Below are 23,083 nucleotides of genomic sequence, written 5' to 3'. Positions count from 1 at the left end.
GCAGTGAGGAATCAAGCACTTGCAAGCCATCAGTGGGTACTAACGCACTGTTGTGGTGCGCTCATTGGTCCGTCCGGGCGGACGACCGGCGCGCTGGCGGGTCACACGGCGCTCGGTGCGCTGTTGTAAATCGGCAATGAATTGCTCATCGCCCAGCGCCCAGCCCCGCAGCGCCGACTGGCTGATGCGTTCGGCGTCATCGGCGCCAATCCCCTCTTCCACGGCTTCCACATAGGCCGCATCCCGCGCAAACGGGGTGTTGCCCAGCTCCCAGAACACGGCATGGGGCTGGATCAGCGCGTCGCTGCGCAGGCCGGCGTTGTGCGCGTAGCTGGACCAGGGCCAGTCGGCCGGCCGCTGGACCAGGCCGGCGCGCACGGGGCTGTCGTCCATGAAGACCATGGTGGGCAGCAGCCAGCTGGGCTGCAGCACCGTGCCGCGATAGCGGCCTTCCCACAGCGTGCCGCTGCGGCCGTGGCGGTCGTTGAAGTAGCGCACATAGCGCCGGCCCACGGCCTGCATGAACTTGGGCAGGCCATCGCCGGTGCGGGGCGTGGCCAGCAGGTGGAACTGGCTGGGCAGCAGCACGTAGGCATGCACGGCCAACTCGCAGCTGCGCGCCATCTCGCGCAGCAGCCCCAGCATGGTTTCCCGGTCCTGGGCATCGATGAAGATGTCCCCGCCGTTGTTGCCGAGCTGGATGATGTGGTGCGGCAGATCCGCAAGGGTGAGTCGGGGCAGGCGGGCCATGGTGCGAGTGCGGGGCGTGGATCGGCAATTATGGAGCGCTGCGCCGCCCGCCGCCCTAGAGGGAAAGCCGCGATGAGGCCCGCAGCAGCTGGCTCACCAGCTGCGTGGCGGCCAGCAGCCGGGGCAGCAGTTGCCCGCGCATCATCTCGGCGCTGTTGCGGTTGGCCTGGCCACTGATGTTGAGCGCAGCCACGGTGCGCCCGGCCGCGTTCTTCACGGGCGCCGCGATGGAGATCAGGCCTTCGGCCAGTTCCTGGTCCACCAGGGCCCAGCCCTGGGCGCGCACCTCCAGAATGCGCTGGCGAAGGCGCTCGTCGTCCTGCTCGGTCAGGGCCGTGAACTGCCGGCGCTCGCGCGCATCCAGCAGGGCCTGCAGGGATTCATCGCTCTCGCCGGCCAGCAGCACGCGCCCCATCGAGGTCCAGCAGGCCGGCAGGCGCGAGCCCACGCCGAGGTTGGTGCTCATGATCTTGTGGGTATGCACGCGCAGCACATAGACGATGTCGCCGCCATCGAGCACGGCGGCCGAGCAGGACTCCTTGACCTCGTCGACCAGGTTCTCCATCACGGGCTCGGCCAGGTTCCAGACCGGGGTGGAGCTGAGGTAGGCAAAGCCCAGTTCCATGATGCGCGGGGTGAGCTGGAACAGCTTGCCGTCGCTCTTCACATAGCCCAGCGTCTGCAGCGTCAGCAGGATGCGCCGGGCCCCGGCGCGCGTGAGCCCCGTGCGCGCCGCCACCTCGCTCAGCGTCTGCGCAGGCGCCTCGGCGCTGAACGAGCGGATCACGCCCAGGCCGCGCGCAAAGGACTGCACATAGCTGTCGCCGGGGCGCGGCGTGCCGCCCTCTTCTTCAACCCCACCTGTGGAAATTACGGAAGCGGCATTTTTTTCCATGGCTCTATAATTCTTTCTGCGAACTTTTGTTCTACATACGAACATTTTAGCGCAGCGCCAGCGGCCTGCATACCGGAGACAAGCAAGTGATCAACAAAATCACCGACACCATCGCCGAGGCGTTGTCGGGCGTCCAGGACGGCTCCACCGTGCTGATCGGGGGCTTCGGCACCTCGGGCAATCCCACCGAACTCATCGACGGCCTGATCGCCCAGGGCGCACGCGAGCTGACCGTGGTCAACAACAACGCGGGCAACGGAGACCAGGGGCTGGCCGCCCTGCTCAAGAGCGGCCAGGTGCGCAAGATCATCTGCAGCTTCCCCCGCCAGGTGGACAGCTGGGTGTTCGACGACCTGTACCGCAGCGGCAAGATCGAGCTGGAACTCGTGCCCCAGGGCAACCTGGCCGAGCGCCTGCGCGCCGCCGGCGCCGGCATCGGCGGCTTCTTCTGCCCCACGGCCTATGGCACGGAGCTGGCCAACGGCAAGGAAACGCGCGAGATCAACGGCAAGCACTATGTGCTGGAGCATCCCATCCACGGCGACGTGGCACTGGTCAAGGCCGAGAAGGGAGACCGCTGGGGCAACCTGACCTACCGCATGTCGGCCCGCAACTTCGGGCCGGTGATGGCCACGGCGGCCAAGCACACGATCGCCACCGTGCACGAGATCGTGGAGCTGGGCGCGCTGGACCCCGAGGCCGTGGTCACGCCCGGCATCTACGTGAGCCAGATCGTGAAGATCGACCGCGTGGCCACCCAGGCCGGCGGCTTCAAGAAAACCGCATGAGCGCCCCAACCGCCGAAAGCAAGAGCATGAGCAGCTACCAGAAACGCAGCAAGCAAGAGCTGGCCCGGCGCGTGGCCGAAGACATCTTCGACGGCGCCTATGTCAACCTGGGCATCGGCATGCCCACCCAGGTGGCCAACCACATCCCGGCCGGCCGCGAGGTCATCCTGCAAAGCGAGAACGGCATCCTGGGCATGGGCCCGGCGCCCGCCGAAGGCCAGGAGGACTATGACCTGACCAATGCCGGCAAGCAGCCCGTCACCCTGCTGCCGGGCGGCTGCTATTTCCACCATGCCGACAGCTTCGCCATGATGCGCGGCGGCCACCTGGACATCTGCGTGCTGGGCGCCTTCCAGGTCTCGGCCACGGGCGACCTGGCCAACTGGAGCACGGGCGAGGCCGGTGCCATTCCCGCCGTGGGCGGCGCCATGGACCTGGCCGTGGGTGCACGTCAGACATGGGTGATGATGGATCTGCTGACCAAGACCGGCGAATGCAAGGTCGTCGAGGCCTGCAGCTATCCGCTCACGGGCCTGTCCTGCGTCAAGCGCATCTACACCGACCTGTGCACGCTGGAATGCACGCCCGAGGGCCTGCGCCTGATCGACACCGTGCCCGGCCTCTCGCACGCCGAGCTGCAGTCCATCGTGGGCCTGCCCATCAAGGACGCGACGGCCACGGCCTGATCCCTCAGCTCCCCCCCAGCGGGTGCGCTGCGGCGCACCCCCGGCACCTCTTCATTCTTTTCCCAGGAGACACCATGAGCCAGTCCAACCAGGCCTTCATCTGCGACGCCATCCGCACCCCCTTCGGCCGCTACGGCGGCGCCCTGTCCCCGGTGCGTGCCGATGACCTCGGCGCCGTGCCGATCAAGGCGCTGATGGAGCGCAACCCCGGCGTGGACTGGACGGCCGTGGCCGACGTGCTCTACGGCTGCGCCAACCAGGCCGGCGAAGACAACCGCAACGTGGCGCGCATGTCCGGCCTGCTGGCCGGCCTGCCCATCTATGTGCCGGGCGCCACCATCAACCGGCTGTGCGGCTCGGGCCTGGACGCCGTGGGCACGGCCGCGCGCGCCATCAAGGCGGGTGAGGCCCGCCTGATGATCGCGGGCGGCGTGGAAAGCATGAGCCGTGCGCCCTTCGTCATGCCCAAGGCAGAAAGCGCCTTCAGCCGCAACAACGCCGTCTATGACACCACCATCGGCTGGCGCTTCGCCAACAAGCTGATGAAGCAGCAGTACGGCGTGGACTCCATGCCCGAGACGGCCGAGAACGTGGCCGACGACTTCAAGATCGAGCGCGAAGCCCAGGACCGCATGGCCCTGGCCAGCCAGCAAAAGGCCGCCGCCGCCATCGCGGCCGGCTACCTGGCCAAGGAAATCGTGTCCGTGTCCATTGCCCAGAAAAAGGGCGACGCCATTGTCGTGAGCCAGGACGAACATCCGCGCGCCACCACCATCGAGGCGCTGGCCAAGCTCAAGGGCGTGGTGCGCCCGGATGGCACGGTGACGGCCGGCAATGCCAGCGGCGTGAACGACGGCGCCTGCGCCCTGCTGCTGGCCAACGAGGAAGCCGCCAAGCAATACAACCTGGTGCCCCGCGCCCGCGTGGTCGGCATGGCCGTGGCCGGCGTGGCGCCGCGCATCATGGGCTTCGGCCCCGCGCCCGCCGTGCGCAAGGTGCTGGCCCTGACCGGCCTGACGCTGGAGCAGATGGACGTGATCGAGTTGAATGAAGCCTTCGCCGCGCAGGGCCTGGCCGTGCTGCGCGATCTGGGCATTGCCGACGACGACCGCCGCGTCAACCAATGGGGCGGCGCCATTGCGCTGGGCCATCCGCTGGGCGCCTCCGGCGCGCGCCTGGCCACCACGGCCGTGAACCAGCTGCACACGCTGGGCGGCCGCTATGCGCTGTGCACCATGTGCATCGGCGTGGGCCAGGGCATTGCCGTGATCCTGGAAAAGGTCTGAGACTGCGATGAGCACCGTGGATAACAAGACACCCGTCACCGTGGTCAGCGGCGCCAGCAACGGCATCGGCCGCGCCATCGCCGAGGCCCTGCTGGCCCAGGGCCGCGCCGTGGTCAACCTCGACTACGTGCTGCCTGACTGGAGCCATCCGCTGCTGGTGAGCTACCAGGCCGACCTGACCAGCGAGCAGGCCACGGCCGAGGCGGCGGCACGCATTGCCGCCGCGCACAACGTGGTCGCCCTGGTCAACAACGCGGGCGCCACGCGCCCCGGCACCATCGACAACGCCAGCACCCAGCATCTCGACGACGTGGTGGGACTGCACCTGCGCGCGCCCATGCTGCTGGTGCAGGCCTTCCTGCCCACGCTGCGTGCCTGCGGCGAGGGGCGCATCGTGAACATGTCCTCGCGCGCCGCGCTGGGCAAGCCCGACCGCATCGTCTACTCGGCGACCAAGGCCGGCCTGATCGGCCTGACACGCACCCTGGCCATGGAACTGGGCCGCGACCGCATCACGGTCAACGCCCTGGGCCCCGGCCCCATCGCCACCGAGCTGTTCACCAAGAGCAACCCCGAAGGCGCGCCGCAGACCCAGCGCATCCTCAACAGCATTGCCGTGGGCCGCATGGGCACACCGGAAGACGTGGCCCGTGCCGCGCTGTTCTTCCTGTCGCCCGACAACGGCTTCGTCACCGGCCAGGTGCTCTACATCTGCGGCGGCACCACGCTGGGCGTGGCGCCCGTCTGAACGAACGTCGGACCGACCGTCTGACCGAACGCCTTCCCAGGCACAACACCCTTCAAGAAGAACCACTGGAAGCGCCCGCCTGCACAGGCGGGCGCCACACAGGGCCCTGCCCTGGCCCAGCCCGGCGTTGCCGGGCCCGGCCATCCACCTTATTGCCGAATCAGGAGACCTCTCGATGTCCGATCAAACCACCCACTTCACCCGCCGCCGTGGCCTGCAGGCGCTGGCCGCCGCATCCCTGACCGCCCTCGGCGCCCTGTCCGGCACCGCCGCCCTGGCCCAGGACGGCTTCCCCAGCAAGCCCATCACCATCCTCGTGCCCTTCGCCGCTGGCGGCACCACCGACATCCTGGCGCGCATCGTCGCCCAGGCGCTGCAGCAGGAACTGGGCCAGACCGTGATCGTGGACAACAAGCCCGGCGCGGGCGGCAACATCGGCGCCGTGGCCGCCGCGCGTGCACCGGCCGACGGCTACACGCTGTTCATGGGCACCGTGGGCACGCATGCCATCAATGCCGCGCTCTACGCCAAGCCCGGCTTCGACCCCATCAAGGACTTCTCGCCCCTGACGCGCGTGGCCAACGTGCCCAACCTGCTGGTGGCCCACCCCAGCCAGCCGTTCAAGACCGTCAAGGAAATGATCGCCTACGCGCGCGCCAATCCCGGCAAGCTGAACTACGGCTCTTCGGGCAGCGGCAGCTCCATCCACCTGTCGGGCGAGCTGTTCCGCTCCATGACGGGCCTGGACATGGTGCACGTGCCCTACAAGGGCAGCGCCCCGGCCATCACCGACCTGCTGGGCAACCAGATCGCCATCATGTTCGACAACATGCCCTCGGCCATCCAGCATGTGCGCTCGGGCAAGCTGCGTCCCATCGCCGTGACCACGGCCAAGCGCTCGCCCGAACTGCCCGATGTGCCCACCGTGGCCGAAGCCGGCGTGCCCGGCTACGAGGCCACTTCGTGGTTCGGCCTCTGGACCCAGGCCAAGACGCCCGCCGCCGTGCAGCAGCGCCTGTACACGGCCATTGCCAAGGTGCTCAAGGACCCGGCCGTGGTCAAGAAGATCAACGACCAGGGCGGTGATGTCGTGATCGACACGCCGGCCGAATTCCTCGCCTACATCAAGGCCGAATCGACGAAGTGGAGCAAGGTCGTAAAAGACTCTGGAGCGCAGGTGTAACTGGCCTCCCCCTGAGCCGCTGCGCGGCTTCCCCCTGAAGGGGGACGGCGCCATCGCCGCGAGGCGGCTCTTGCTCGGCGCCCCTGGTGTCAGGCTGCGCCGGTTTCCAGCGCCATGCGTTTGAGCATTGAAATGGGGAATAAAAAAGAGCTGCCTCCGGGCAGCTCTTTGCATTGGGGTGTCAGGTGCTCAATCCAGCAGATCGGAGTAGTCACCCTTGTCGTAGCCTTCGATGGCCTTCCAGGGCTGGGCCAGTGGTGCGGGCAGCTTGGTGGCGGTGACGACGATGCGCTCGGTGCCGTGGGAGTCGCTGCGTTCCACGCGGCGGGCGAACTGGTTGGCCACGTCCCAGTCGATGACGGTGGTCTGCTCGCCTGCCGTGCCGCGGTAGCGCTGCACGCCGTTGTGCGGCTTGCCCACGCGCTCCATGCCTTGCAGCGCGGTGGGCGGCACGATCCAGTAGACATTGTCGAAGGAGCCGCCGTAGCCCACGTTGCCGTGGTGGGCCAGGTCCACGCTGATGACGCGGCGCAGCTTGGCCAGGATGACTTCCACGCCCACCTTGCCGTCATCGGCGCGGCGGATGGACAGGGGTGCGGCGCGGGCTTCGTCATGGGCGTGGCCGGCGTGCGGGCCGTGGGCGTGGTCATGGCCGTGCTCCTGGCTCTGGCGCAGGGCGGCGGGCATTTCGCGCTCTATCCATAGCTGGGCCTTGCGGCGGTAGACGCGGTTGGTATAGACGCTGCTGCGCTGCACGCCGTCGCTGCCCACGCTCATGGCTTCGTAGGTGATGCGCAGGTCGGCTTCGGGCGTGGCCTGCACGGCGGCCGTGGTGCGGGCCACGGAATCAGCGGGGACTGCGGCCGTGGGTACGGGTGCCGCCGCCTTGGCCGGCTCGGCGGCCCATGCTGCGGAGACGGAACAGGCCAGCAGCGCGGCCGCGTAGATGTGGCGCGCCGCACGCGGCGCCGGAAGGGAAAGCGTCATGGAATCCAGCCAATGCGAAAAAACCGGGGCCGGGCACACGCATGTGCCACGGCTCCGGCCAGGGGTTGGCAAGCAGCCAACGAAGGAAGAAACAATTACAGGCCAGCGGCTTCGCGGACCTTGGAGAACACCTTGGTGTTGTCCATCGTGCCCTTGAAGATCTTGGCGCCCGCGCCGCCGGCGAACAGCATCACGTCGCCGCCGCCATGGGTCTCGGAGCCCGGCGTGCCCAGGTTCAGGCCGACTTCCTGCAGGTAGTTGTCGTCCGTGGTGTCCACGGCCGTCACGTCGTCGCGCGAGGCGCCGCGCGTGGGAGCGATCCAGGGCTTGTTGCCATCTTCGGCATTGACCTGGCTGGAGGCCGTGGCGTTGGGACGTCCGCCGTTGCCGAAGGCCAGCGTGGTGTAGGGCTTGCCGTCCTGGGCCTTGGCCATCTGGCCAGTCTGGTAGTCCTGCACCTTGCCCAGGATGGGGTTGCCGATCTTGGAGTAGCCGTTGAACACCATGTTGTGGTCGTGATCGGCCGTGACCACGATCAGCGTGTTCTTCAGGCCCGGGTCTTTCTTTTCCATGTAGGCCATGGCGGTCTCGATGGCGCGGTCGAAGGCCAGCGTGTCCTCCAGCGCGCGCTTGGCATTGGTGCCGTGCAGTGCGTGGTCGATGCGGCCGCCTTCCACCATCAGGAAGAAGCCCTTGTCATTGCGGCTGAGCACGTCCAGCGCCTTGCCGGTCATGTCGGACAGGCTGGGCTCGTCCAGCTTTTGCTTGACGCGGTCCAGCTCGTAGGCCATTTCGCTTTGCGTGAACAGGCCCAGCAGCTTGGGGGCCTTGGTCGCGTCCAGGGCCGACAGCTCGCTGCCCTTGGCGACATAGGCGTAGCCCTTGGCCTTCATCATGTCCACGAGGTTGGCCGTGTCCGTGCGCTTGCTGCTGGGGTTGACCGACTTGGGCAGGTAGTTGCGCTGGCCGCCGCCCATGAGCACGTCGATACCGTCGCCCAGCTTGGCGTTGTAGTTGGCATGGCCGGGCACGGACTGCTCGGCAATGCTGTTGTAGCCATTGCGGTTGCAGATGTGGGCGTAGGTGGCCGCAGGCGTCGCATGGCCCACGCGCGTGGTGGAGATGGCGCCCACGGCACGGCCCTTGGCCTTGGACAGTTCCAGCAGGGTCTGCGCGGGCTGGCCGTTGCCGGCCGGGCAGGTGGTGTCCTCGCCGTTGATGTACTGCTGGCCGTTGGCCGCATAGGCCAGGGTCTCGGCCGACATGGAGATGACTTCGTTGTTCATCTTCACGCCGGTCATGTAGGCCGCCATCGAAGGCGCGCTGTCCGTGGTCTGGCCATCGCGCGAGAAGGTCTTGACGCGGCTGGCGTAAGGCAGGGACTGCATGGTCAGCGTGGCGCGCTCGCTGCTGGTCAGTGCCGTGGGATTGGCAGCCAGCTGCTTCTCACCCTTGTAGATGCGCGCGGCGGTCACGGTGACCGGGCCCATGCCGTCGCCGAGGAAGAAGATGACGTTCTTGGCCTCGCCAGCCGCATGGGCGGCAGGTGCCAGCAGCGCCAGCGCGCCGGCCGCAGCCAGGGCGAGGGAGGTCTTTTGGAGGATCGGATGCATGTGGAATTCCTTGAATACTTTGAATGCCTTGATTGCGGTACAAGACCCTGGTCGTACAGCGTGCTAGGACCGCATGAAACCGGCGTGGCCCAGGCGGCGGACGCCGAGCAAGGGCCGCCCCGCAGCGAGGGCGTCGTCCCCCTCCCGCGAAGCGAGAGAGGGCGAAGCGACGCAGTCGCTCAGGGGGTGTTTCATTGCAAGCCGATGCTCTTCTTGATCAGCGTGAAGACGGTGGTGTTGTCGATCACGCCCGAGAACGTATCGGCACCCATGCCTTGCGCGCCCAGGAACACGTCGCCGCCGCCGTGGGTTTCGGAGGCCAGGGGCACCACGGCCTCCTGCAGGTAGTCGGGGCTTTCCAGCGAAGCCGCGTCGATGGGACCCCGCGTGGCCAGGCGCTTGGGACCGTTGCCGAAGCCCAGGATGGTGTAGGGATTGCCATCCACATCTGTGGAGGCCTTGCCGTCCACGTAGTTCTTGACCAGGCCCAGCACGCCGGGCTTGCCGGCCTCGGTCTTGCCGGTGCGCGCGGCATAGCCGTTCAGGTGCAGCGTGTGGTCATGGTCGGCGGTGACGACGATCAGCGTGTTCTTCAGGCCCGGATCGAGCTTGGCCATCTTGTCCAGCGCGGTCTGGATGGCGTTGTCGAAGGCCACCGTGTCCTGCAGCGCGCGGCGCGCGTTGGTGGCGTGCAACGCATGGTCGATGCGGCCGCCTTCCACCATCAGGAAGAAGCCCTTCTTCTTGGCTGACAGTGCGTCGATGGCCTTGCCCGTCATCTCGGCCAGGCTCGGTTCCTTGGTCGCATCGCGGTCCAGGTCATAGGCCATGTGGTCCTTGGTGAACAGGCCGGCGATCTTGCTGCCGTCCACGGGCAGCTTGTCGAACTCGCTCTTGTTGGCGGCGTAGCTGTACTTCTGCGTCTTGAACTCGGCGATCAGGTTGCGGCTGTCGTTGCGGCGGCCGCCGTCGGCCTTGGGCGTGAAGTAGTAGGAGCCGCCACCCAGGATCACGTCCACGCCGTCACCGAGCTTGCTGTTGTAGCCGGAGCCGCCGGGCACCAGGGCCGCGGCAATGGTGTTCTCCGCATCGCGGTGGCAGACGTGCGAGTAGGTGGTTGCCGGCGTGGCATGCGTGATGCGCGCGGTGGAGACCACGCCCGTGCCGTAGCCGGCGGACTTCATCTGCTCGAGCAGCGTGGGAACGGCCTGGCCGTTGCCGCTGGGGCAGGTGCTGTCGTAGTTGGTGTGATAGGCCTTGCCCGCAGCGTCCGTGGCCTTGGTGTCGGGCGTCATGGAGATGACTTCGTTGTTCATCTTCACGCCGGTCATGTAGGCGGCCATCGAGGGCGCGCTGTCCGTCACCTGGGCGTCGTTCGAGAAGGTGTGGACGAAGGCAGTCTCGGGCAGCTTGTCCATGGTGAGCTCACCGTCTTCACCCACGCTGTAGATGCGTGCGGCCGTCATGGTGGTGATGCCCATGCCGTCACCCAGGAAGAACAGCACGTTCTTGGTCGGAGCGGCTGCGGACGAACCGTCGCTGCCGCCACAGGCGCTCAACAGCAGCGAGGCACCAGCCAGCGCGCTGCACAACATCTTCAATTTCATGCGGATATCCCTCTGTAGGCAGGGGACCCCGCAGCACGGCCGCGCCCTCCCCCTGTTGATTGACCCGTGCACTGTAGGAGCGGCCTGTGACGAGCCCGTGACAGCAAGGCAGCAGCGGCAGGCGTATCGTTGCGGGGATGCGCTGCCAGCCGGGGAGCACCCGGCCACCCCAGCGACTGAACAAGGAACCCCATGGACCAGAAAGCCCAAGCCCCGAACGCCTCGCACGCCACGGATGCGCCGCCCAAGCCGGTGCTCGACTACCCGTTCGAGGCGCCACCGCAGCGCGGGCAGACGCTGGAGGTCGCACCCGGCGTGCTCTGGATACGCATGCCCCTGCCCTATGCGCTGGATCACATCAATCTCTGGGCCATTGATGACGGCGAGGGCTGGGCCATCGTCGATACCGGTGCGCGCACCGACGAAGGCGTGGCCACCTGGCGCGCGCTGTTCTCCCAATCCACCGACGGCCGCTCGCTGACGCGCGTGCTGGTCACCCACATGCACCCCGACCATGTGGGCCTGGCCGGCTGGCTGACGCGCAAGTTCCATGTGCCGCTGTACATGACGCGCCTGGAATATCTGAACTGCCGCGTCGTGGTCTCGGACTGCAGCCGCGAGGCCCCGCCCGACGCCATCGCCTTCTACCGCCGCGCAGGCTGGAGTGACAGCGCGCTGGAGTCCTACCGCGCCCGCTTCGGCAACTTCGGCAAGCACATCCACGCCCTGCCCGACAGTTACCGCCGCCTGCACGACGGCGAGGAACTGCGCATAGGAAAACACCTGTGGCGCGTGGTGGTCGGCAGCGGCCACTCGCCCGAGCACGCCAGCCTCTACTGCCCCGATCTCAAGCTGTTGATCTCGGGCGACCAGGTGCTGCCGCGCATCTCGTCCAACGTCTCGGTCCATGCCATGGAGCCCGACGCCAACCCCATGGCCGACTGGATGGATTCTCTGGAAAAGGTCAGGCGCGAAGTGCCCGACGATGTGCTCGTCCTGCCCGCGCATGGCGATTGCTTTCGCGGCCTGCATGCACGGATCGATTCACTGGCGGCAGGCCAGGAGCGCGCCAACGCCCGCTTGCTGGCCGCACTGGCCGAACCGCGTCGCGCCGTCGATGTCTTCGGCGCCCTGTTCTCACGCCCCATCAGCGAATCCAGCCCCGCCCTGCTGGGCATGGCCACGGGCGAGAGCCTGGCCTGCCTCAACCACCTGATGCATGCAGGGCAGGTGGAGCGCAGCATCGATGCCGATGGCATCGCCTGGTACCACGCCGTGGCGGGGGCCTGAGACTGCTGCAGGCAGCCGGCTCAGGCTGCCTGCAGCAGCGGATAGCGCTGTGCCATCACATCCTGCAGGCCGAACTCCGCCAGGATGGCGCGCATGCGCTCGACCGCACTGCGCTTTTTCTGCCCCGTGTAACGCGCAATGATCAGCTCGTTCTTCATGCTGTGCTCCCAGCCCACCAGCTCGGTCACGGTGACCTGGTAGCCACAGGCTTCCAGGTACAGGCAGCGCAGCACGTTGGTGAGCTGGCTGCCCATTTCGCGCGTGTGTATGGGATGGCGCCACAGTTCGGCCAGCGGCGTGCGCGTCAGGCTCAGCGCCTTGGTCTGGCGCAGGCAGGCAGCGACCTCGGCCTGGCAGCAGGGCACCAGCACCATGGCCTTGGCCTTTTTCTCCAGGCCGAAGGCGATGGCATCGTCGGTGGCGGTGTCGCAGGCGTGCAGGGCCGTGACCACGTCGAATTGCGCAGGCATGAAGTCGGCATGCGTGGATTCGGCCACCGACATGTTGAGGAAGCCCATGCGGTCGAAGCCCAGCTCGGCGGCCAGCTTCTGCGAGGCTTCCACCAGCGGCGCGCGCGTCTCTATGCCGTAGATGTGGCCGCGCCCCAGCGGTTTGAAATACAGGTCGTAGAGGATGAAGCCCAGGTAGGACTTGCCGGCACCGTGGTCGGCCAGGGTGACCGCATGGTCGTCGGCCGACAGTTCTTCGAGGATGGGGGCGATGAACTGGTACAGGTGGTAGACCTGCTTGAGCTTGCGCCGCGAGTCCTGGTTGATCTTGCCTTCGCGCGTGAGGATGTGCAGCGCCTTGAGCAGTTCGATGGACTGGCCGGGCTTGAGGCCCAGCTGCTCGGTCACATCCTGCTCGGGTTTCGCGGCAGGCTTGCCTTGGCGCGCCTTCATTCGGCTGCGCCCGGCTTGGCTGCATGCGCCACGGGGCAGCGCGCGCCCACGCCCATGTCCAGCCAGCCTTCGATGCCGATCTTCTCCAGCGTCTCCATGTTGCGCTCGTAGATGGACTCCGCCTCGGGGAATGCTTCGACCGCCTTGTCTATGCTGTCCTCGCGCAGCAGGTGCAGCGTGGGATAGGGCGAGCGGTTGGTGCAGTTGGTGACGTCGTCGGCTTCGGTGCCCTCGAACTGGAACTGCGGATGGAACGAGGCCACCTGCAGGATGCCTCCCAGGTCCAGTTCCTCGACCATGGCGTCGGCCACTTCGAGGAAGTCGTTGAAGTCCAGGAACTCCTGCAGCGCATGGGGCAGGATCAGCAGCGTGGTGTCGCGCTTCTCAGGCGAGGCCTCGGCCAGCGCTTCCAGCTCGCGGTGCAGATCCGCCGCCACGCCCTCGGCGTCGGTGGCCTGGCTGACCGTGTAGTGGATCTGGCCCTTGATGTGCACGCCCTTGGCGAAAGGGCACAGGTTCAGGCCGATCACGGCCTTTTCGAGCCAGTGCACCGTATCCTCGATCACGGTGACAGGCGGAAACTCGGCCGCGCGAATCTCGTGGTTGGTATCGGTCATGGCTGTGCCCTTCAAAAATGCGAACGGGGGCACTGCGCCCCCAGACATTGCGAAACCGTCCAGGAACCCTTCCCTGCCCTGTCACGCAGGGTCCGCATTCTAGCCGCGCCGCCCGGGCGATGCCGGTGCTCGGATTTCTCAGCCCAGCAGGCGCAGGCCTGTCAGCAGCTCATGCTCCCGGGCCGCGTAGCGGTCCGTCATCCCGGCGATGAAGTCGGCCACCACCCGCGCACGCGCCGATATGTCCTCGGCCAGCATGGCCCGCTGCACGAAACGCGGCTTCATGCGATCGGGCTCCACCATGTAGGCCGCAAACAGCTCGGCCACCATCTGCTGCGCGCCGTCCATGGTCTTCATCACCTGTTCATGGCGATAGAGATTGCGGAACAGGAACTGCTTGAGCTGCAGCGACTGCTGCCTCATGGTATCGCTGAAGCCCACCAGGGGGCCAGCCTGTGCGCGCACCTCATCGACCGAACAGGGCCGCGCCTGTGCAATGCGTTGCTGCGTGGCGGCGATCACGTCATAGACCTGGTCGCTGAGCATGCGGCGGATGCTTTCGTACAGCAGTCGGCGCTCGGCCAACGGCATGCCCAGCTGGGGATGCTCGGCCAGCGTTGCATCGTGATAGCGCGCGAACAGGGGAACGGCCTCGCACAGCTGGGCCATGGTGATCAGGCCGGAGCGCACGCCATCGTCCACGTCATGGGCGTTGTAGGCAATGGCATCGGCCAGATTGCACAGCTGGGCCTCCAGCGAAGGCTGCCGGCCCAGCAAAAAGCGCTGGGCCACGCCACCGGGCTCGCGCGCCTCCAGGTGCTCGGCATTGGTGCGCGAGCAATGCTTGAGAATGCCCTCGCGCGTCTCGAAGCTCAGGTTGAGCCCGTCAAAGGCCGGATAGCGCTCCTCCAGCCGGTCCACCACGCGCAGGCTTTGCAGGTTGTGCTCGAAGCCGCCGTGCGGCTGCATGCAGGCATTGAGCGCGTCCTGGCCCGCATGGCCGAAGGGGGTGTGGCCCAGGTCGTGGGCCAGGCAGATGGCTTCGACCAGATCCTCGTCGAGCTGCAGGGACCGGGCGACCGAGCGGCCCAGCTGGGCGACTTCCAGCGAGTGCGTCAGCCGTGTGCGGAACAGGTCGCCTTCATGGTTGACGAAGACCTGGGTCTTGTAGACCAGTCGCCGGAACGCCGAGGAATGGACAATGCGGTCCCGGTCGCGCTGGTAATCGCTGCGCGTGGGCGCAGGCGCCTCCGGGAAACGCCGCCCCCGGCTGAACGCCGGGTTGCAGGCATAAGGGGCCAGGGCCTGTTTCTGCATTCGATCGCCTCATCATGCTGACAAGGGCACTCTAGCAGTTCCGGCTTGCCCCCGGCGCCGCGCGTCAGGCGCAGCAGGCGTCTATGACTTCGCGCACCAAGGCATCGGGCGCCGAGCGCATGACAGCCTTTCCCGGCCCGTCGATGAGCACGAAGCGGATCTCGCCCGCCTCGGACTTCTTGTCCACGCGCATCAGTTCCAGATAGCGCCCGGCATTGTCGGCTTCGTCTAGGACGGCGCCACGCACGGGCAGGCCCGCACGCGCGATCAGCACACGCAACCTCTGCACGAAGGCAGCATCCACCAGGCCAAGGCGCTGCGACAGCTCGGCCGCCATGACCATGCCGGCGCCCACGCCTTCGCCGTGCAGCCAGTTGCCATAGCCCATGCCGGCCTCGATCGCATGCCCGAAGGTATGGCCGAAATTGAGAATGGCGCGCAGCCCAGCCTCTTTCTCGTCCTGCCCCACGACCCAGGCCTTGATCTCCACGCTGCGCTTGATGGCATGTGCCAGCGCAGTGCGGTCACGGGCAAGCAAGGCATCCATGTTCTCCTCCAGCCAGGCCAGGAAGTCCATGTCGGCGATCGGCCCGTACTTGATGACCTCGGCAAGGCCTGCGCTCAGCTCGCGCACGGGCAGCGTGTCCAGCGAGGCCAGGTCGCAAACCACCAGCTGCGGCTGGTAGAAGGCGCCGATCATGTTCTTGCCCAGCGGATGGTTGATGGCGGTCTTGCCACCCACCGACGAATCCACCTGCGACAGCAGCGTGGTGGGCACCTGCACGAAGGGCACGCCGCGCATGTAGCTGGCGGCGGCATAGCCCGTCATGTCGCCGATGACGCCGCCGCCCAGCGCGAAGAGCACGGTCTTGCGGTCGCAGCCGCCGGACAGCAGGTCGTCAAAGATCAGGTTCAGCGTCTGCCAGTCCTTGTGGGCCTCGCCATCGGGCAGCACCACGGTACGCACGCTGCGGTAGCGTTGTTCCAGCACGTGGCGCAGTGCGGGCTCGTAGAGCGGCGCGACCACATCATTGCTGACGATCACGGCCTGGGCCGCAGAAGGCAGGGCGGCATAGGTCGCGGCCTGGTCCAGCAGGCCGGTGCCGATGGTGATCGGGTAGGAACGGTCACCCAGGTCGATGGTCACGACCTGGGCGGCAGGCAAGGAGGAAGCGGTGGGCAAGATGGTGTCGCTCCAAGGCAGAAAGAGTGAAAGGAATTGCGCGACACGGCAGCGCGCCCGGCAACCGCCGATCTTAAAGAAAAAGGCCCCGGCAAGTGCCGAGGCCTTTGGTGTTCCACCTGACTGTGCTCAGGCCAGTTCCGCCTGCATGCGTATGCGCTGCGCAGCCTGCGCCACAGACAGACCCGATGTCTGGATCACGAAGTGAGCCGTCTCCAGATAAAGCGGCTCGCGTTGCAGCAGCAGCTCTCGCAGGCGCAGCGCCGGGTCTTCCACCTGCAGCAAGGGCCGCGTCACATCGTTGCGCAGCCGCGCGGCGATGGCCTCTGGCGTGCAATCCAGATAGAAGACCTGGGTGCGCGCATTCAGATGGCGGCGGTTTTGCTCGCGCAGCACCACGCCACCGCCCGTGGACAGCAGCAGGCTGGATGTGGAGGCCGACAGCTCATCAATGACCTGCGACTCCATGTCTCGAAAAGCCTGCTCGCCCTCGCGCTCGAAAAACTCCCGGATGCTGCAACCTATGCGCTGCTCGACCACATGATCCGCATCCACAAAACGCATCGACCACAGGCGCGCCAGCTGGCGCCCTATGGTCGATTTGCCGGAGCCGGGCAGGCCGATCAGGGCCACCCGGGTTATCAAGCCTGATACATCCATTTGCTGTTACCGCACGGGCCATGGGAAATTAAAATTATCTCCCATGGCCGCGAACGGCATCGCCTTTACGGCGTCGTGGTTGCCGGCTTGGCCACTGTGATGGTCACGTTCCTCGTGATCACCGTGTTGTCGGCATCCGTGACGCGCACGATCATGTTGAAGGCGCCATCCGCCGTCGGAGTACCCGACAAGATGCCGTCGCTGGACAACGCCAGCCCTTCGGGTGTGCCACCCAGACTCACCCAGGTGTAGGGAGCGGTACCGCCGGTTGCCGACAGTGCGTACGCCAGGGCCACACCACGGACGCCAGAGATGGTAGGTGCAGTGAACGCCAGAGGTGCCTTGGCCGCAATGGTCACGGTCACGGTCTTGTCGACCACGGCGCCCTGTGCGTCCTGCACACGTACCAGCATGTTGAAGGTTCCGACAACCGTCGGCGTACCGGAAAGCACGCCGTCGCTGCTCAGGCGCATACCGTCTGGAACACCACCCAGTGTCGACCAGCGATAAGGAGGAATGCCGCCTGTTGCTGCAAAGCCGTACACCAGTGGCTGGTCCTTGGCACCCGTGATGCTCAAGCCATCAGGCAGGGCCAGAGGCGTCTTGGCGATCTCGTGATAGACACCGACGACGGTATAGGCCCTGATGGGATCCTGAATGCCATTGCTGACATCATTGTCCCGGCGGTCCACAGTTGTTTCCAGCACGATGGCGCCGCTATCGGGGCCACTGGAAAGCGACAGCTGTGCGATGCCGTTGAGCGAATTGACTTGCAACGAAGAGCCAGCCTTGGATCCAGAGATCAGGCGCGCACCGTCATAAGCCGAGCTGGGCAAAATCCGAACCTGCACATTGGGACTGGTACCAGTGACCGGCTGATTGCGGTCGTCGACCACCTTCACTTCCAGTGCGACGTTGTTTCGCAGATTGGAGAGGTTGTCGCGGGAGCCCAGATAGCCAGGCGTCTGGGTCACGGCCAGCGTGCTGGCGGGAATTCCCTGCGCTGCACCGCCGACATTGACACTGGTCACAGCACTCACCTGGCGCTTATCGCGAGGATCGGTCACCGTGCAAGTCACGCTTGCTACACCAGCCTTGTCGATTGCGTGCAAGTGGAAAGTGGCACTACCAGAGTTGGAGCCCAGCACAATGGAACGGCTTGCCGTGATATTTCCTTGATCGTCCTTTTTATCCGTTCCATCCAGATAATACAGAACCGCCGAGTCAAGACCTGCAGTCACGGCACATTGGAAAATGCCATCTCCACCAGGTATAGGCATATTCCCTTGACGAGCCTCGACATACATTGTCGTCGTATATGCCGCATTTGCACCAATACCAGGGCCGGCACTTCCAATATTCACCGGAAGCTGCGTCTTATCTGCGCGCAGCGAAATGGTATATGGCTGATTTGTCTCACCAGCACTCCCTCCACCACCACCACACCCGGCCAAACCGAGTGCCAGCATGGCACCGAAAATGATTTTTTGCATGATTATCTATCTCCTACTACATTCAACGAGCACTTCTGATGTCAGCCAACATCTTCGGCGTAATAAATACCAGCATTTCCCGTTTCTGGGATTCTCTCACGCGACTTTTGAAAAGATGCCCCAGAACAGGGACATCGCCCAATAGCGGAATCTTGTTTTCCGTATTGGTCTCCTCCATCTCGAAGATACCGCCGATCACTACAGTTCCGCCATTCTGAACAAGAACCTGGGTACGCACATGCTTGGTATCGATAGCGACACCTTGCAGCGTGCTCTCGCCACGCGAATCCTTGTTGACATCCAGGTCCAGGATGATATCGCCTTCAGGAGTGATCTGAGGCGTAACCTCCAGCTTCAAAACGGCCTTTTTGAAGGCAATGGTCGTCGCACCATTAGGCGCCGTCACAGAATACGGATACTCAGTACCTTGCTCAATCAATGCCTTGGTCTGATCGGCCGTCACCAACCTCGGGCTGGAAATGATCTTGCCCTGACCGTCGGATTCCATCGCAGAAAGTTCAAGGGTCAGGAATCGGTTCGCAGCAGCATTGAAGATCGACATGGCAAACGTGCCGGAGTTTGCGACATTCGACAGTTTTCCAGGCAGATTGACAAAACTCCCTGAGGTATTGACTGCCTGCCCGCTCGCTCCTGCGGAAGCATTGGCATTGTCAAATCCCGTTCCGATGGCCACACGGTTGTCCCCACCGATGCTGTACCCTCCATCGCCGCCACGCTGGGCTCGCAAATCGCCCCCACCCAGGCGAACCCCCAGTGCACGGCCAAAGGTATCGCGGGCCTCAACGATACGCGCTTCAATCAGCACCTGTCGCACCGGCACATCCAATGTCTGCAACAACCCTCTCATTTCCTCCAACTTGGTGGGAGTATCTGTAATAAACAGCTGATTGGTACGGGGCTCCGATATTGCGGATCCGCGCTCAGAGAGAAATCGTGTACCAGTTCCAGTCCCGGCACTTTTAGTGATTTGCGGAAGGATATCCACTGCCTTTGCGTAGTTGAGTTGGAAACCCTGTGTTTTCAGCGGTTCCAGCTTCTGAATCTCCATGGCGGCTTCATAATCCCGCTTGGTACGCGCATCAATCTCATCCTTGGGTGCAATCCAAAGCACCGAGCCGGATTTGCGCATGCCGAGACCCTTGGCATCCATGATGATTTGCAGTGCCTGATCCCAGGGGACATCCTTGAGACGCAAAGTCAATGACCCGGAAACAGTATCCGAGGTCACGATATTGAAATTCGTGAAATCCGCGATCACCTGCAACAGCGAGCGTACTTCGATATTCTGAAAATTCAGTGAGAGCTTTTCACCACTGTAGCCAGGGCCTTGCGTCAGCTTGCTCACATCCACCTTTTTCTGGCGGACTTCGATCACAAACTGGCTGTCGCTCTGATAGGCACTGTGTTCCCAGTCTCCGACCGGAGCGATGCGCATGCGGACAGACTCACCCTGCTGTATGGAAGAAATCGTCTGCACCGGCGTTCCGAAATCCGCAACGTCCAGCTTGCGCCGTAATCCTTCAGGCAAAGAAGAGCGCAGGAAATCGACCACCAGTTCCTTGCCTTCGCGGCGCATATCCACGCCGACTTGGCTATTGCTCAGGCCCACGACGATACGGCCCGAGCCATCGCTGCCGCGGCGAAAGTCGACATTGCGTATCGGCTGGCTATCGCTATTGGTGACTGCTTTGTTCTCAAACACTCCTTGCTGCGCGGAAGGCTTTGCGCTTGCAGATGCGGCCGCCACCGGATCCAGCAGGATCAGCAACGCCTTGCCTTGGCGTTCTGTACGGTAGGAAGTCGCCATCTTCAGATTCAGCACCAAGCGTGCGCGGCCTGAAGCCTCGACGATATTGATGGAGCGCAGGTTGCCCTGATTGAGCTCGACCACCGATTTGCCCGTGCCATTGGTGGCGCCAGGAAAATCCAGTGCGATGCGCGCCGGAGACTGGATTGCAAATCCCGTAGGGTCGGCGGCCAGCGCTTCGGAAAGCTCGATGCGCACCACCTCGGTGCCCCCTTGAATCGAGCCGGAGACCGACTCTATCGCGGACTGCGCCCAGGCCAAGGAGCCAAGAAACCAACCGCCGACGGCGATTCCCCAGCGAGCCTTGTGCAACATGCTTCGATGTGTGCCCATCATTTTCTTCCCTCCTGCAACTCCAGTGTGCTATTTCTCTCTATCCAGTCGCCGCTGCCGTCCTGGACGATTTCCCGCAACTGGATGGACGTCTCCGTGATCCGGGTGATCTTTCCGTAGTTCTGTCCCAGGTAATTTCCTGAGCGAACTTGGTACAGCAAAGTCCCTACCTTGATCAGCGCCGTGGGCACACCCTTCTTGTCCAGGCTGCCCACCATGGTCATGGCATCCAAGGGCTCCGCCTCCAAAGGCTCCTTGCGGCGATTGAGCTCTGCGGCAATCAAGGTGGTATTCGCATTGGTCTGTGCGGATTCCTTGCGCAGCACCTGCATCAGCTTCAAGGGATTGAAAGGATCCATGCCATCAGCTCCCAGGTAGGCTTGGGGCGTAAAGGCTTTGGGCTCCTCCAAAGGCTTGACACGGGGCTTCGCATTGGCTTTCTCCTGAGCTATCCAGCTCTGCAACTCTTCTTGATCAGAAGAGGTGCAGCCCGAGACAGTCAGGCAAGCAGCCAGCATGAGCAAGCCGCTGAAACGCATGTGTCTCATTTCTTCTTACCCTTCCCCGCAGCCGCGCGCTGCGCCTGCACTTCGTCGGCATCCAGGTAGCGGAAGGTTCGCGCCGTTGCCTCCATGCTCAGGACCTCGCTTCCGTCCTTGCCCACAGGCACGATCGACAGATTGTTCAAGGTCACGATGCGGGATAGGTAGGCCACGTCGGAAGCGAATGATCCGATGTCATGAAAGCGTCCTGTGACCTTCACAGCAATAGGCAACTCTGCGTAGTACTCCTTGACGACCATCGCTCCAGGCCGGAAAGTTTCAAACTGCAGGCTGCGGCCCAGCCCTGCCTGATTGATATCGGAGAGCAGCGCAGCCATTTCCGCCTTGCTGGGCAACTGCTTTTCCAGCTGCGTCACATATTGCTGGACCTGTTCTCGCTGCTTCTTCAGGCCGTCCAGGCTGACGGCCTTGGACAGCTTCTGGCTGAAGTCCTGGCGCAGCGTGACCTCGGTATTGCGCTCCTGCTCCAGGGTGTCTTCGTAGTCCTTGATCAGCACATACCAAAGCACGGCAGCCACAGCCAGCGCGATGGCCACGCACAACAGTGTCCGCGGCAGCACAGGCCACCGCGACGGATCATTGGGATCCAGACCACGGAACTGGCGCTGTATGTTCTCCTGCAGCGCGGAGAAGTCGATGTCGTTCTTTTTCTTCTTGGCCATCACTGGGACTTTCCTGGGTTGGCCGCCGTCGAAAGGCTCTTCTCCGCCACGCTGGCACGCGTCAGTTGAAAGCGCAGATTGAACGCAGCGGCGCGGCGCTGGTCCTTGGGCGTGACGTTGACCGTCTTGGCCACGATTTCCACCAGTTCAGGCTTTGAAATCCAGGGTGTCCCCTCCGAGAGATTGCGCAGCATTTCAGACACCCGCTCATTGGACTGTGCCGTGCCCAGCATGGTCACGGCCAGACCTTCCTGCTTGATGCTGGTGATGTAGACGCCATCGGGCAACTGCGCCACCAGCTCGTTGAGCATGTGCACCGGAAGATTGCGATCGGATTGCAGATCTTCCACGGCCTTCTGCCGAGCGCGCAGGGCGGTGATCTCATCCTCCAGCCCGGCAATTTCCTTGATCTGGGACTCCAGCACGGTAATCTCGGCGCGCAGCATGCTGTTCTTTGCCTGCTGGTCCTCGATCATCATCTGGTACCACCAGTACACCGCACCAATGATCAAAAGCCCTATCAGGGCAGAAAGGACCATGGTGGCCTGGAATGCTTCCTTGCGGCGCTTTCGCGTTGCTTCTCTGTGAGGAAGCAGATTGATCAGAATCACGAGACAAACCTCCGCATGGCCAGTCCGCAGGCGGTCAGATAGGCGGGGGCCTCGCGCGACATGCGCTTGAGGCGTACGCCGCTGCCGACTTCCATTCCATCAAAGGGATTGGCAAGGCTGCAGGCAAAACCCGTTTGCTGCGTGATGGCCTCGGACAGGCCGGAAAGTGGGGCCGAGCCGCCTGCCAGCAGGATGTGGTCTATGCGATTGTGGGGCGTACTGGTGAAAAAGAACTGCAGTGCGCGCGACACTTCCTGCGTCATGCTTTGCACAAAGGGCTTGAGCACGGCGGACGCGTAGTCCTCCGGAAGTTCACCGCTGCGCTTCTTGGACTCGGCCTCTTCGAGCGAGAAACCATATTGGCGCGCGATCAGTTGCGTCAGCTGTGCGCCGCCAAAGGCCTGATCCCGGTCATACAGCACCTCGTCGTCGCGCAGGATCTGCATGCTGGTGGTCATGGCGCCCAACTCGAACAAGGCCACAAGGGCGTTATTGCCCTGATTGGGCAGGCGCTCGATCAGCCGTGCAGCCGCCATGCGGGAGGCATGGGGCTCGATGTCGATGACCATGGGCTTGAGGCCGGCCGCCTCGGCCAGGCCCTGGCGGTCCTGGACCTTCTCGCGGCGCGATGCGGCAATGAGCACGTCCACATCGCCGGGTGAATTCGATGACGGGCCTATGACGCAGAAGTCCAGACTCACTTCATCGAGCGAGAAAGGAATGTACTGATTGGCCTCGGATTCGACCTGGACCTCCAGTTCCTGCTCGCTCATGCCGTCCGGCAGCGAAATCTTCTTGGTGATCACGGCCGAGGCCGGCAAGGCCATGGCCACGTTCTTGGTCCGCGTGCCGCTTTTTTTGACCAGTCGCCGTACAGCCTCTGCCACTTCATCGAACTTTTCGATGTTGCCGTCCGTGATCCATCCCCGCTCCAGCGGTTCGATGGCACAGCGCTCCAGCAACAGTTCGCCCGACTTGGCACGAGACAACTCAACGAGCTTGGCGCTCGAAGAACTGATGTCGATGCCTAGCAAAGGTGCGGGCTGGCGACTGAATAAGGATCCCATAGCAATCAACTTGC

General features: G+C 64.3%; 22 protein-coding genes. 6 read left to right on the top strand and 16 right to left on the bottom strand.

The genetic code is table 11. The annotated features are described in order from the left end of the window. Window positions 1-39: 39 nt before the first annotated feature. Together AC57B5_RS24255 and AC57B5_RS24250 are read right to left on the bottom strand one after the other, a co-directional pair. Window positions 40-750, bottom strand: a complete 711-nt coding sequence (locus tag AC57B5_RS24255) for a transposase (RefSeq protein ID WP_496400506.1) — start codon at window positions 748-750, stop codon at window positions 40-42. A 55-nt stretch (window positions 751-805) separates the two neighbouring features. Continuing rightward, window positions 806-1,645, bottom strand: a complete 840-nt coding sequence (locus tag AC57B5_RS24250) for an IclR family transcriptional regulator domain-containing protein (protein WP_099750838.1) — start codon at window positions 1,643-1,645, stop codon at window positions 806-808. Between the two features lie 86 nt (window positions 1,646-1,731). On the opposite strand from AC57B5_RS24250, the gene AC57B5_RS24245 reads away from it, so the two are divergent. The 5 genes from AC57B5_RS24245 to AC57B5_RS24225 all read left to right on the top strand — a co-directional run bounded on the left by AC57B5_RS24245 (window position 1,732) and on the right by AC57B5_RS24225 (window position 6,336). Further along, window positions 1,732-2,433, top strand: coding sequence for a 3-oxoacid CoA-transferase subunit A (locus tag AC57B5_RS24245; RefSeq protein WP_012207359.1), 702 nt, complete (start codon window positions 1,732-1,734; stop codon window positions 2,431-2,433). A 26-nt stretch (window positions 2,434-2,459) separates the two neighbouring features. Then, window positions 2,460-3,119, top strand: a complete 660-nt coding sequence (locus tag AC57B5_RS24240) for a 3-oxoacid CoA-transferase subunit B (RefSeq protein WP_026062883.1) — start codon at window positions 2,460-2,462, stop codon at window positions 3,117-3,119. A gap of 74 nt (window positions 3,120-3,193) precedes the next feature. Next, window positions 3,194-4,405 carry a 3-oxoadipyl-CoA thiolase gene (pcaF, locus tag AC57B5_RS24235; RefSeq protein WP_496400505.1) on the top strand — a complete coding sequence of 404 codons (1,212 nt, stop codon included), beginning with the start codon at window positions 3,194-3,196 and terminating at the stop codon, window positions 4,403-4,405. Between the two features lie 7 nt (window positions 4,406-4,412). Continuing rightward, window positions 4,413-5,153, top strand: coding sequence for an SDR family NAD(P)-dependent oxidoreductase (locus AC57B5_RS24230; RefSeq protein WP_016450985.1), 741 nt, complete (start codon window positions 4,413-4,415; stop codon window positions 5,151-5,153). A gap of 175 nt (window positions 5,154-5,328) precedes the next feature. After that, the gene (locus tag AC57B5_RS24225) at window positions 5,329-6,336 is read left to right on the top strand and encodes a Bug family tripartite tricarboxylate transporter substrate binding protein (RefSeq protein WP_012207363.1); all 1,008 of its coding nucleotides are present in this window, start codon (window positions 5,329-5,331) and stop codon (window positions 6,334-6,336) included. Between the two features lie 189 nt (window positions 6,337-6,525). Here AC57B5_RS24225 and AC57B5_RS24220 read toward each other — a convergent pair whose 3' ends face one another. The 3 genes from AC57B5_RS24220 to AC57B5_RS24210 form a co-directional block, all read right to left on the bottom strand. Continuing rightward, window positions 6,526-7,323 carry a hypothetical protein gene (locus tag AC57B5_RS24220; RefSeq protein ID WP_496400504.1) on the bottom strand — a complete coding sequence of 266 codons (798 nt, stop codon included), beginning with the start codon at window positions 7,321-7,323 and terminating at the stop codon, window positions 6,526-6,528. Window positions 7,324-7,418: 95 nt separating this feature from the next. Beyond that, a complete protein-coding gene (locus tag AC57B5_RS24215) occupies window positions 7,419-8,936 on the bottom strand; it encodes an alkaline phosphatase (RefSeq protein ID WP_013800771.1) in 1,518 nt (505 codons plus the stop codon). A 191-nt stretch (window positions 8,937-9,127) separates the two neighbouring features. Beyond that, entirely contained in the window at window positions 9,128-10,543 is a 1,416-nt protein-coding gene (locus tag AC57B5_RS24210) for an alkaline phosphatase (RefSeq protein ID WP_071956756.1), read from the bottom strand. 192 nt (window positions 10,544-10,735) lie between these two features. Between AC57B5_RS24210 and AC57B5_RS24205 the strand changes: the two genes are divergently transcribed. After that, window positions 10,736-11,833 (top strand): MBL fold metallo-hydrolase, encoded by a 1,098-nt coding sequence (locus AC57B5_RS24205; protein ID WP_034396998.1) that lies wholly within the window; start codon window positions 10,736-10,738, stop codon window positions 11,831-11,833. A gap of 20 nt (window positions 11,834-11,853) precedes the next feature. On the opposite strand, the gene AC57B5_RS24200 is transcribed toward AC57B5_RS24205, so the two are convergent. The 11 genes from AC57B5_RS24200 to AC57B5_RS24150 all read right to left on the bottom strand — a co-directional run bounded on the left by AC57B5_RS24200 (window position 11,854) and on the right by AC57B5_RS24150 (window position 23,078). Further along, window positions 11,854-12,735 (bottom strand): class I SAM-dependent methyltransferase, encoded by an 882-nt coding sequence (locus AC57B5_RS24200; protein WP_043822234.1) that lies wholly within the window; start codon window positions 12,733-12,735, stop codon window positions 11,854-11,856. Then, window positions 12,732-13,352, bottom strand: coding sequence for a DUF1415 domain-containing protein (locus AC57B5_RS24195; RefSeq protein ID WP_012207370.1), 621 nt, complete (start codon window positions 13,350-13,352; stop codon window positions 12,732-12,734). The genes AC57B5_RS24200 and AC57B5_RS24195 overlap by 4 nt, the downstream gene beginning before the upstream one ends. 138 nt (window positions 13,353-13,490) lie before the next feature. Beyond that, the gene (locus tag AC57B5_RS24190) at window positions 13,491-14,669 is read right to left on the bottom strand and encodes a deoxyguanosinetriphosphate triphosphohydrolase (protein WP_496400503.1); all 1,179 of its coding nucleotides are present in this window, start codon (window positions 14,667-14,669) and stop codon (window positions 13,491-13,493) included. 64 nt (window positions 14,670-14,733) lie between these two features. Next, window positions 14,734-15,852, bottom strand: a complete 1,119-nt coding sequence (gene aroB / locus AC57B5_RS24185) for a 3-dehydroquinate synthase (protein ID WP_496400502.1) — start codon at window positions 15,850-15,852, stop codon at window positions 14,734-14,736. Window positions 15,853-15,981: 129 nt separating this feature from the next. Next, the gene (locus AC57B5_RS24180; RefSeq protein ID WP_496400501.1) at window positions 15,982-16,512 is read right to left on the bottom strand and encodes a shikimate kinase; all 531 of its coding nucleotides are present in this window, start codon (window positions 16,510-16,512) and stop codon (window positions 15,982-15,984) included. Between the two features lie 65 nt (window positions 16,513-16,577). Next, entirely contained in the window at window positions 16,578-18,005 is a 1,428-nt protein-coding gene (locus AC57B5_RS24175) for an Ig domain-containing protein (protein ID WP_496400500.1), read from the bottom strand. Between the two features lie 22 nt (window positions 18,006-18,027). Further along, window positions 18,028-20,169, bottom strand: coding sequence for a type IV pilus secretin PilQ (locus tag AC57B5_RS24170; protein WP_496400499.1), 2,142 nt, complete (start codon window positions 20,167-20,169; stop codon window positions 18,028-18,030). After that, the gene (locus tag AC57B5_RS24165; RefSeq protein ID WP_239972308.1) at window positions 20,166-20,714 is read right to left on the bottom strand and encodes a pilus assembly protein PilP; all 549 of its coding nucleotides are present in this window, start codon (window positions 20,712-20,714) and stop codon (window positions 20,166-20,168) included. Before AC57B5_RS24165 ends, AC57B5_RS24170 begins: the two co-directional genes overlap by 4 nt. Further along, window positions 20,711-21,391, bottom strand: a complete 681-nt coding sequence (locus AC57B5_RS24160) for a type IV pilus inner membrane component PilO (RefSeq protein WP_239972310.1) — start codon at window positions 21,389-21,391, stop codon at window positions 20,711-20,713. The genes AC57B5_RS24165 and AC57B5_RS24160 overlap by 4 nt, the downstream gene beginning before the upstream one ends. Further along, entirely contained in the window at window positions 21,391-22,002 is a 612-nt protein-coding gene (locus tag AC57B5_RS24155; RefSeq protein WP_239972312.1) for a PilN domain-containing protein, read from the bottom strand. Before AC57B5_RS24155 ends, AC57B5_RS24160 begins: the two co-directional genes overlap by 1 nt. Beyond that, the gene (locus tag AC57B5_RS24150) at window positions 21,999-23,078 is read right to left on the bottom strand and encodes a pilus assembly protein PilM (RefSeq protein ID WP_034347621.1); all 1,080 of its coding nucleotides are present in this window, start codon (window positions 23,076-23,078) and stop codon (window positions 21,999-22,001) included. The genes AC57B5_RS24155 and AC57B5_RS24150 overlap by 4 nt, the downstream gene beginning before the upstream one ends. Between the last annotated feature and the right edge of the window lie 5 nt (window positions 23,079-23,083).

It is taken from the genome of Delftia sp. BGA-UO-ETr-SB1 (assembly GCF_059567865.1).
This window is presented reverse-complemented; position numbering and strand designations above follow the sequence as displayed.

Coding starts and splice junctions, on each gene's coding strand:
- AC57B5_RS24160 (WP_239972310.1), bottom strand. CDS start 21,391: ATGGCCAAGAAGAAAAAGAACGACATCGACTTCTCCGCGCTGCAGGAG.
- AC57B5_RS24215 (WP_013800771.1), bottom strand. CDS start 8,936: ATGCATCCGATCCTCCAAAAGACCTCCCTCGCCCTGGCTGCGGCCGGC.
- AC57B5_RS24225 (WP_012207363.1), top strand. CDS start 5,329: ATGTCCGATCAAACCACCCACTTCACCCGCCGCCGTGGCCTGCAGGCG.
- AC57B5_RS24170 (WP_496400499.1), bottom strand. CDS start 20,169: ATGATGGGCACACATCGAAGCATGTTGCACAAGGCTCGCTGGGGAATC.
- AC57B5_RS24220 (WP_496400504.1), bottom strand. CDS start 7,323: ATGACGCTTTCCCTTCCGGCGCCGCGTGCGGCGCGCCACATCTACGCG.
- AC57B5_RS24255 (WP_496400506.1), bottom strand. CDS start 750: ATGGCCCGCCTGCCCCGACTCACCCTTGCGGATCTGCCGCACCACATC.
- AC57B5_RS24180 (WP_496400501.1), bottom strand. CDS start 16,512: ATGGATGTATCAGGCTTGATAACCCGGGTGGCCCTGATCGGCCTGCCC.
- AC57B5_RS24175 (WP_496400500.1), bottom strand. CDS start 18,005: ATGCAAAAAATCATTTTCGGTGCCATGCTGGCACTCGGTTTGGCCGGG.
- AC57B5_RS24200 (WP_043822234.1), bottom strand. CDS start 12,735: ATGAAGGCGCGCCAAGGCAAGCCTGCCGCGAAACCCGAGCAGGATGTG.
- AC57B5_RS24240 (WP_026062883.1), top strand. CDS start 2,460: ATGAGCAGCTACCAGAAACGCAGCAAGCAAGAGCTGGCCCGGCGCGTG.
- AC57B5_RS24195 (WP_012207370.1), bottom strand. CDS start 13,352: ATGACCGATACCAACCACGAGATTCGCGCGGCCGAGTTTCCGCCTGTC.
- AC57B5_RS24190 (WP_496400503.1), bottom strand. CDS start 14,669: ATGCAGAAACAGGCCCTGGCCCCTTATGCCTGCAACCCGGCGTTCAGC.
- pcaF (WP_496400505.1), top strand. CDS start 3,194: ATGAGCCAGTCCAACCAGGCCTTCATCTGCGACGCCATCCGCACCCCC.
- AC57B5_RS24230 (WP_016450985.1), top strand. CDS start 4,413: ATGAGCACCGTGGATAACAAGACACCCGTCACCGTGGTCAGCGGCGCC.
- AC57B5_RS24165 (WP_239972308.1), bottom strand. CDS start 20,714: ATGAGACACATGCGTTTCAGCGGCTTGCTCATGCTGGCTGCTTGCCTG.
- AC57B5_RS24205 (WP_034396998.1), top strand. CDS start 10,736: ATGGACCAGAAAGCCCAAGCCCCGAACGCCTCGCACGCCACGGATGCG.
- AC57B5_RS24210 (WP_071956756.1), bottom strand. CDS start 10,543: ATGAAATTGAAGATGTTGTGCAGCGCGCTGGCTGGTGCCTCGCTGCTG.
- AC57B5_RS24250 (WP_099750838.1), bottom strand. CDS start 1,645: ATGGAAAAAAATGCCGCTTCCGTAATTTCCACAGGTGGGGTTGAAGAA.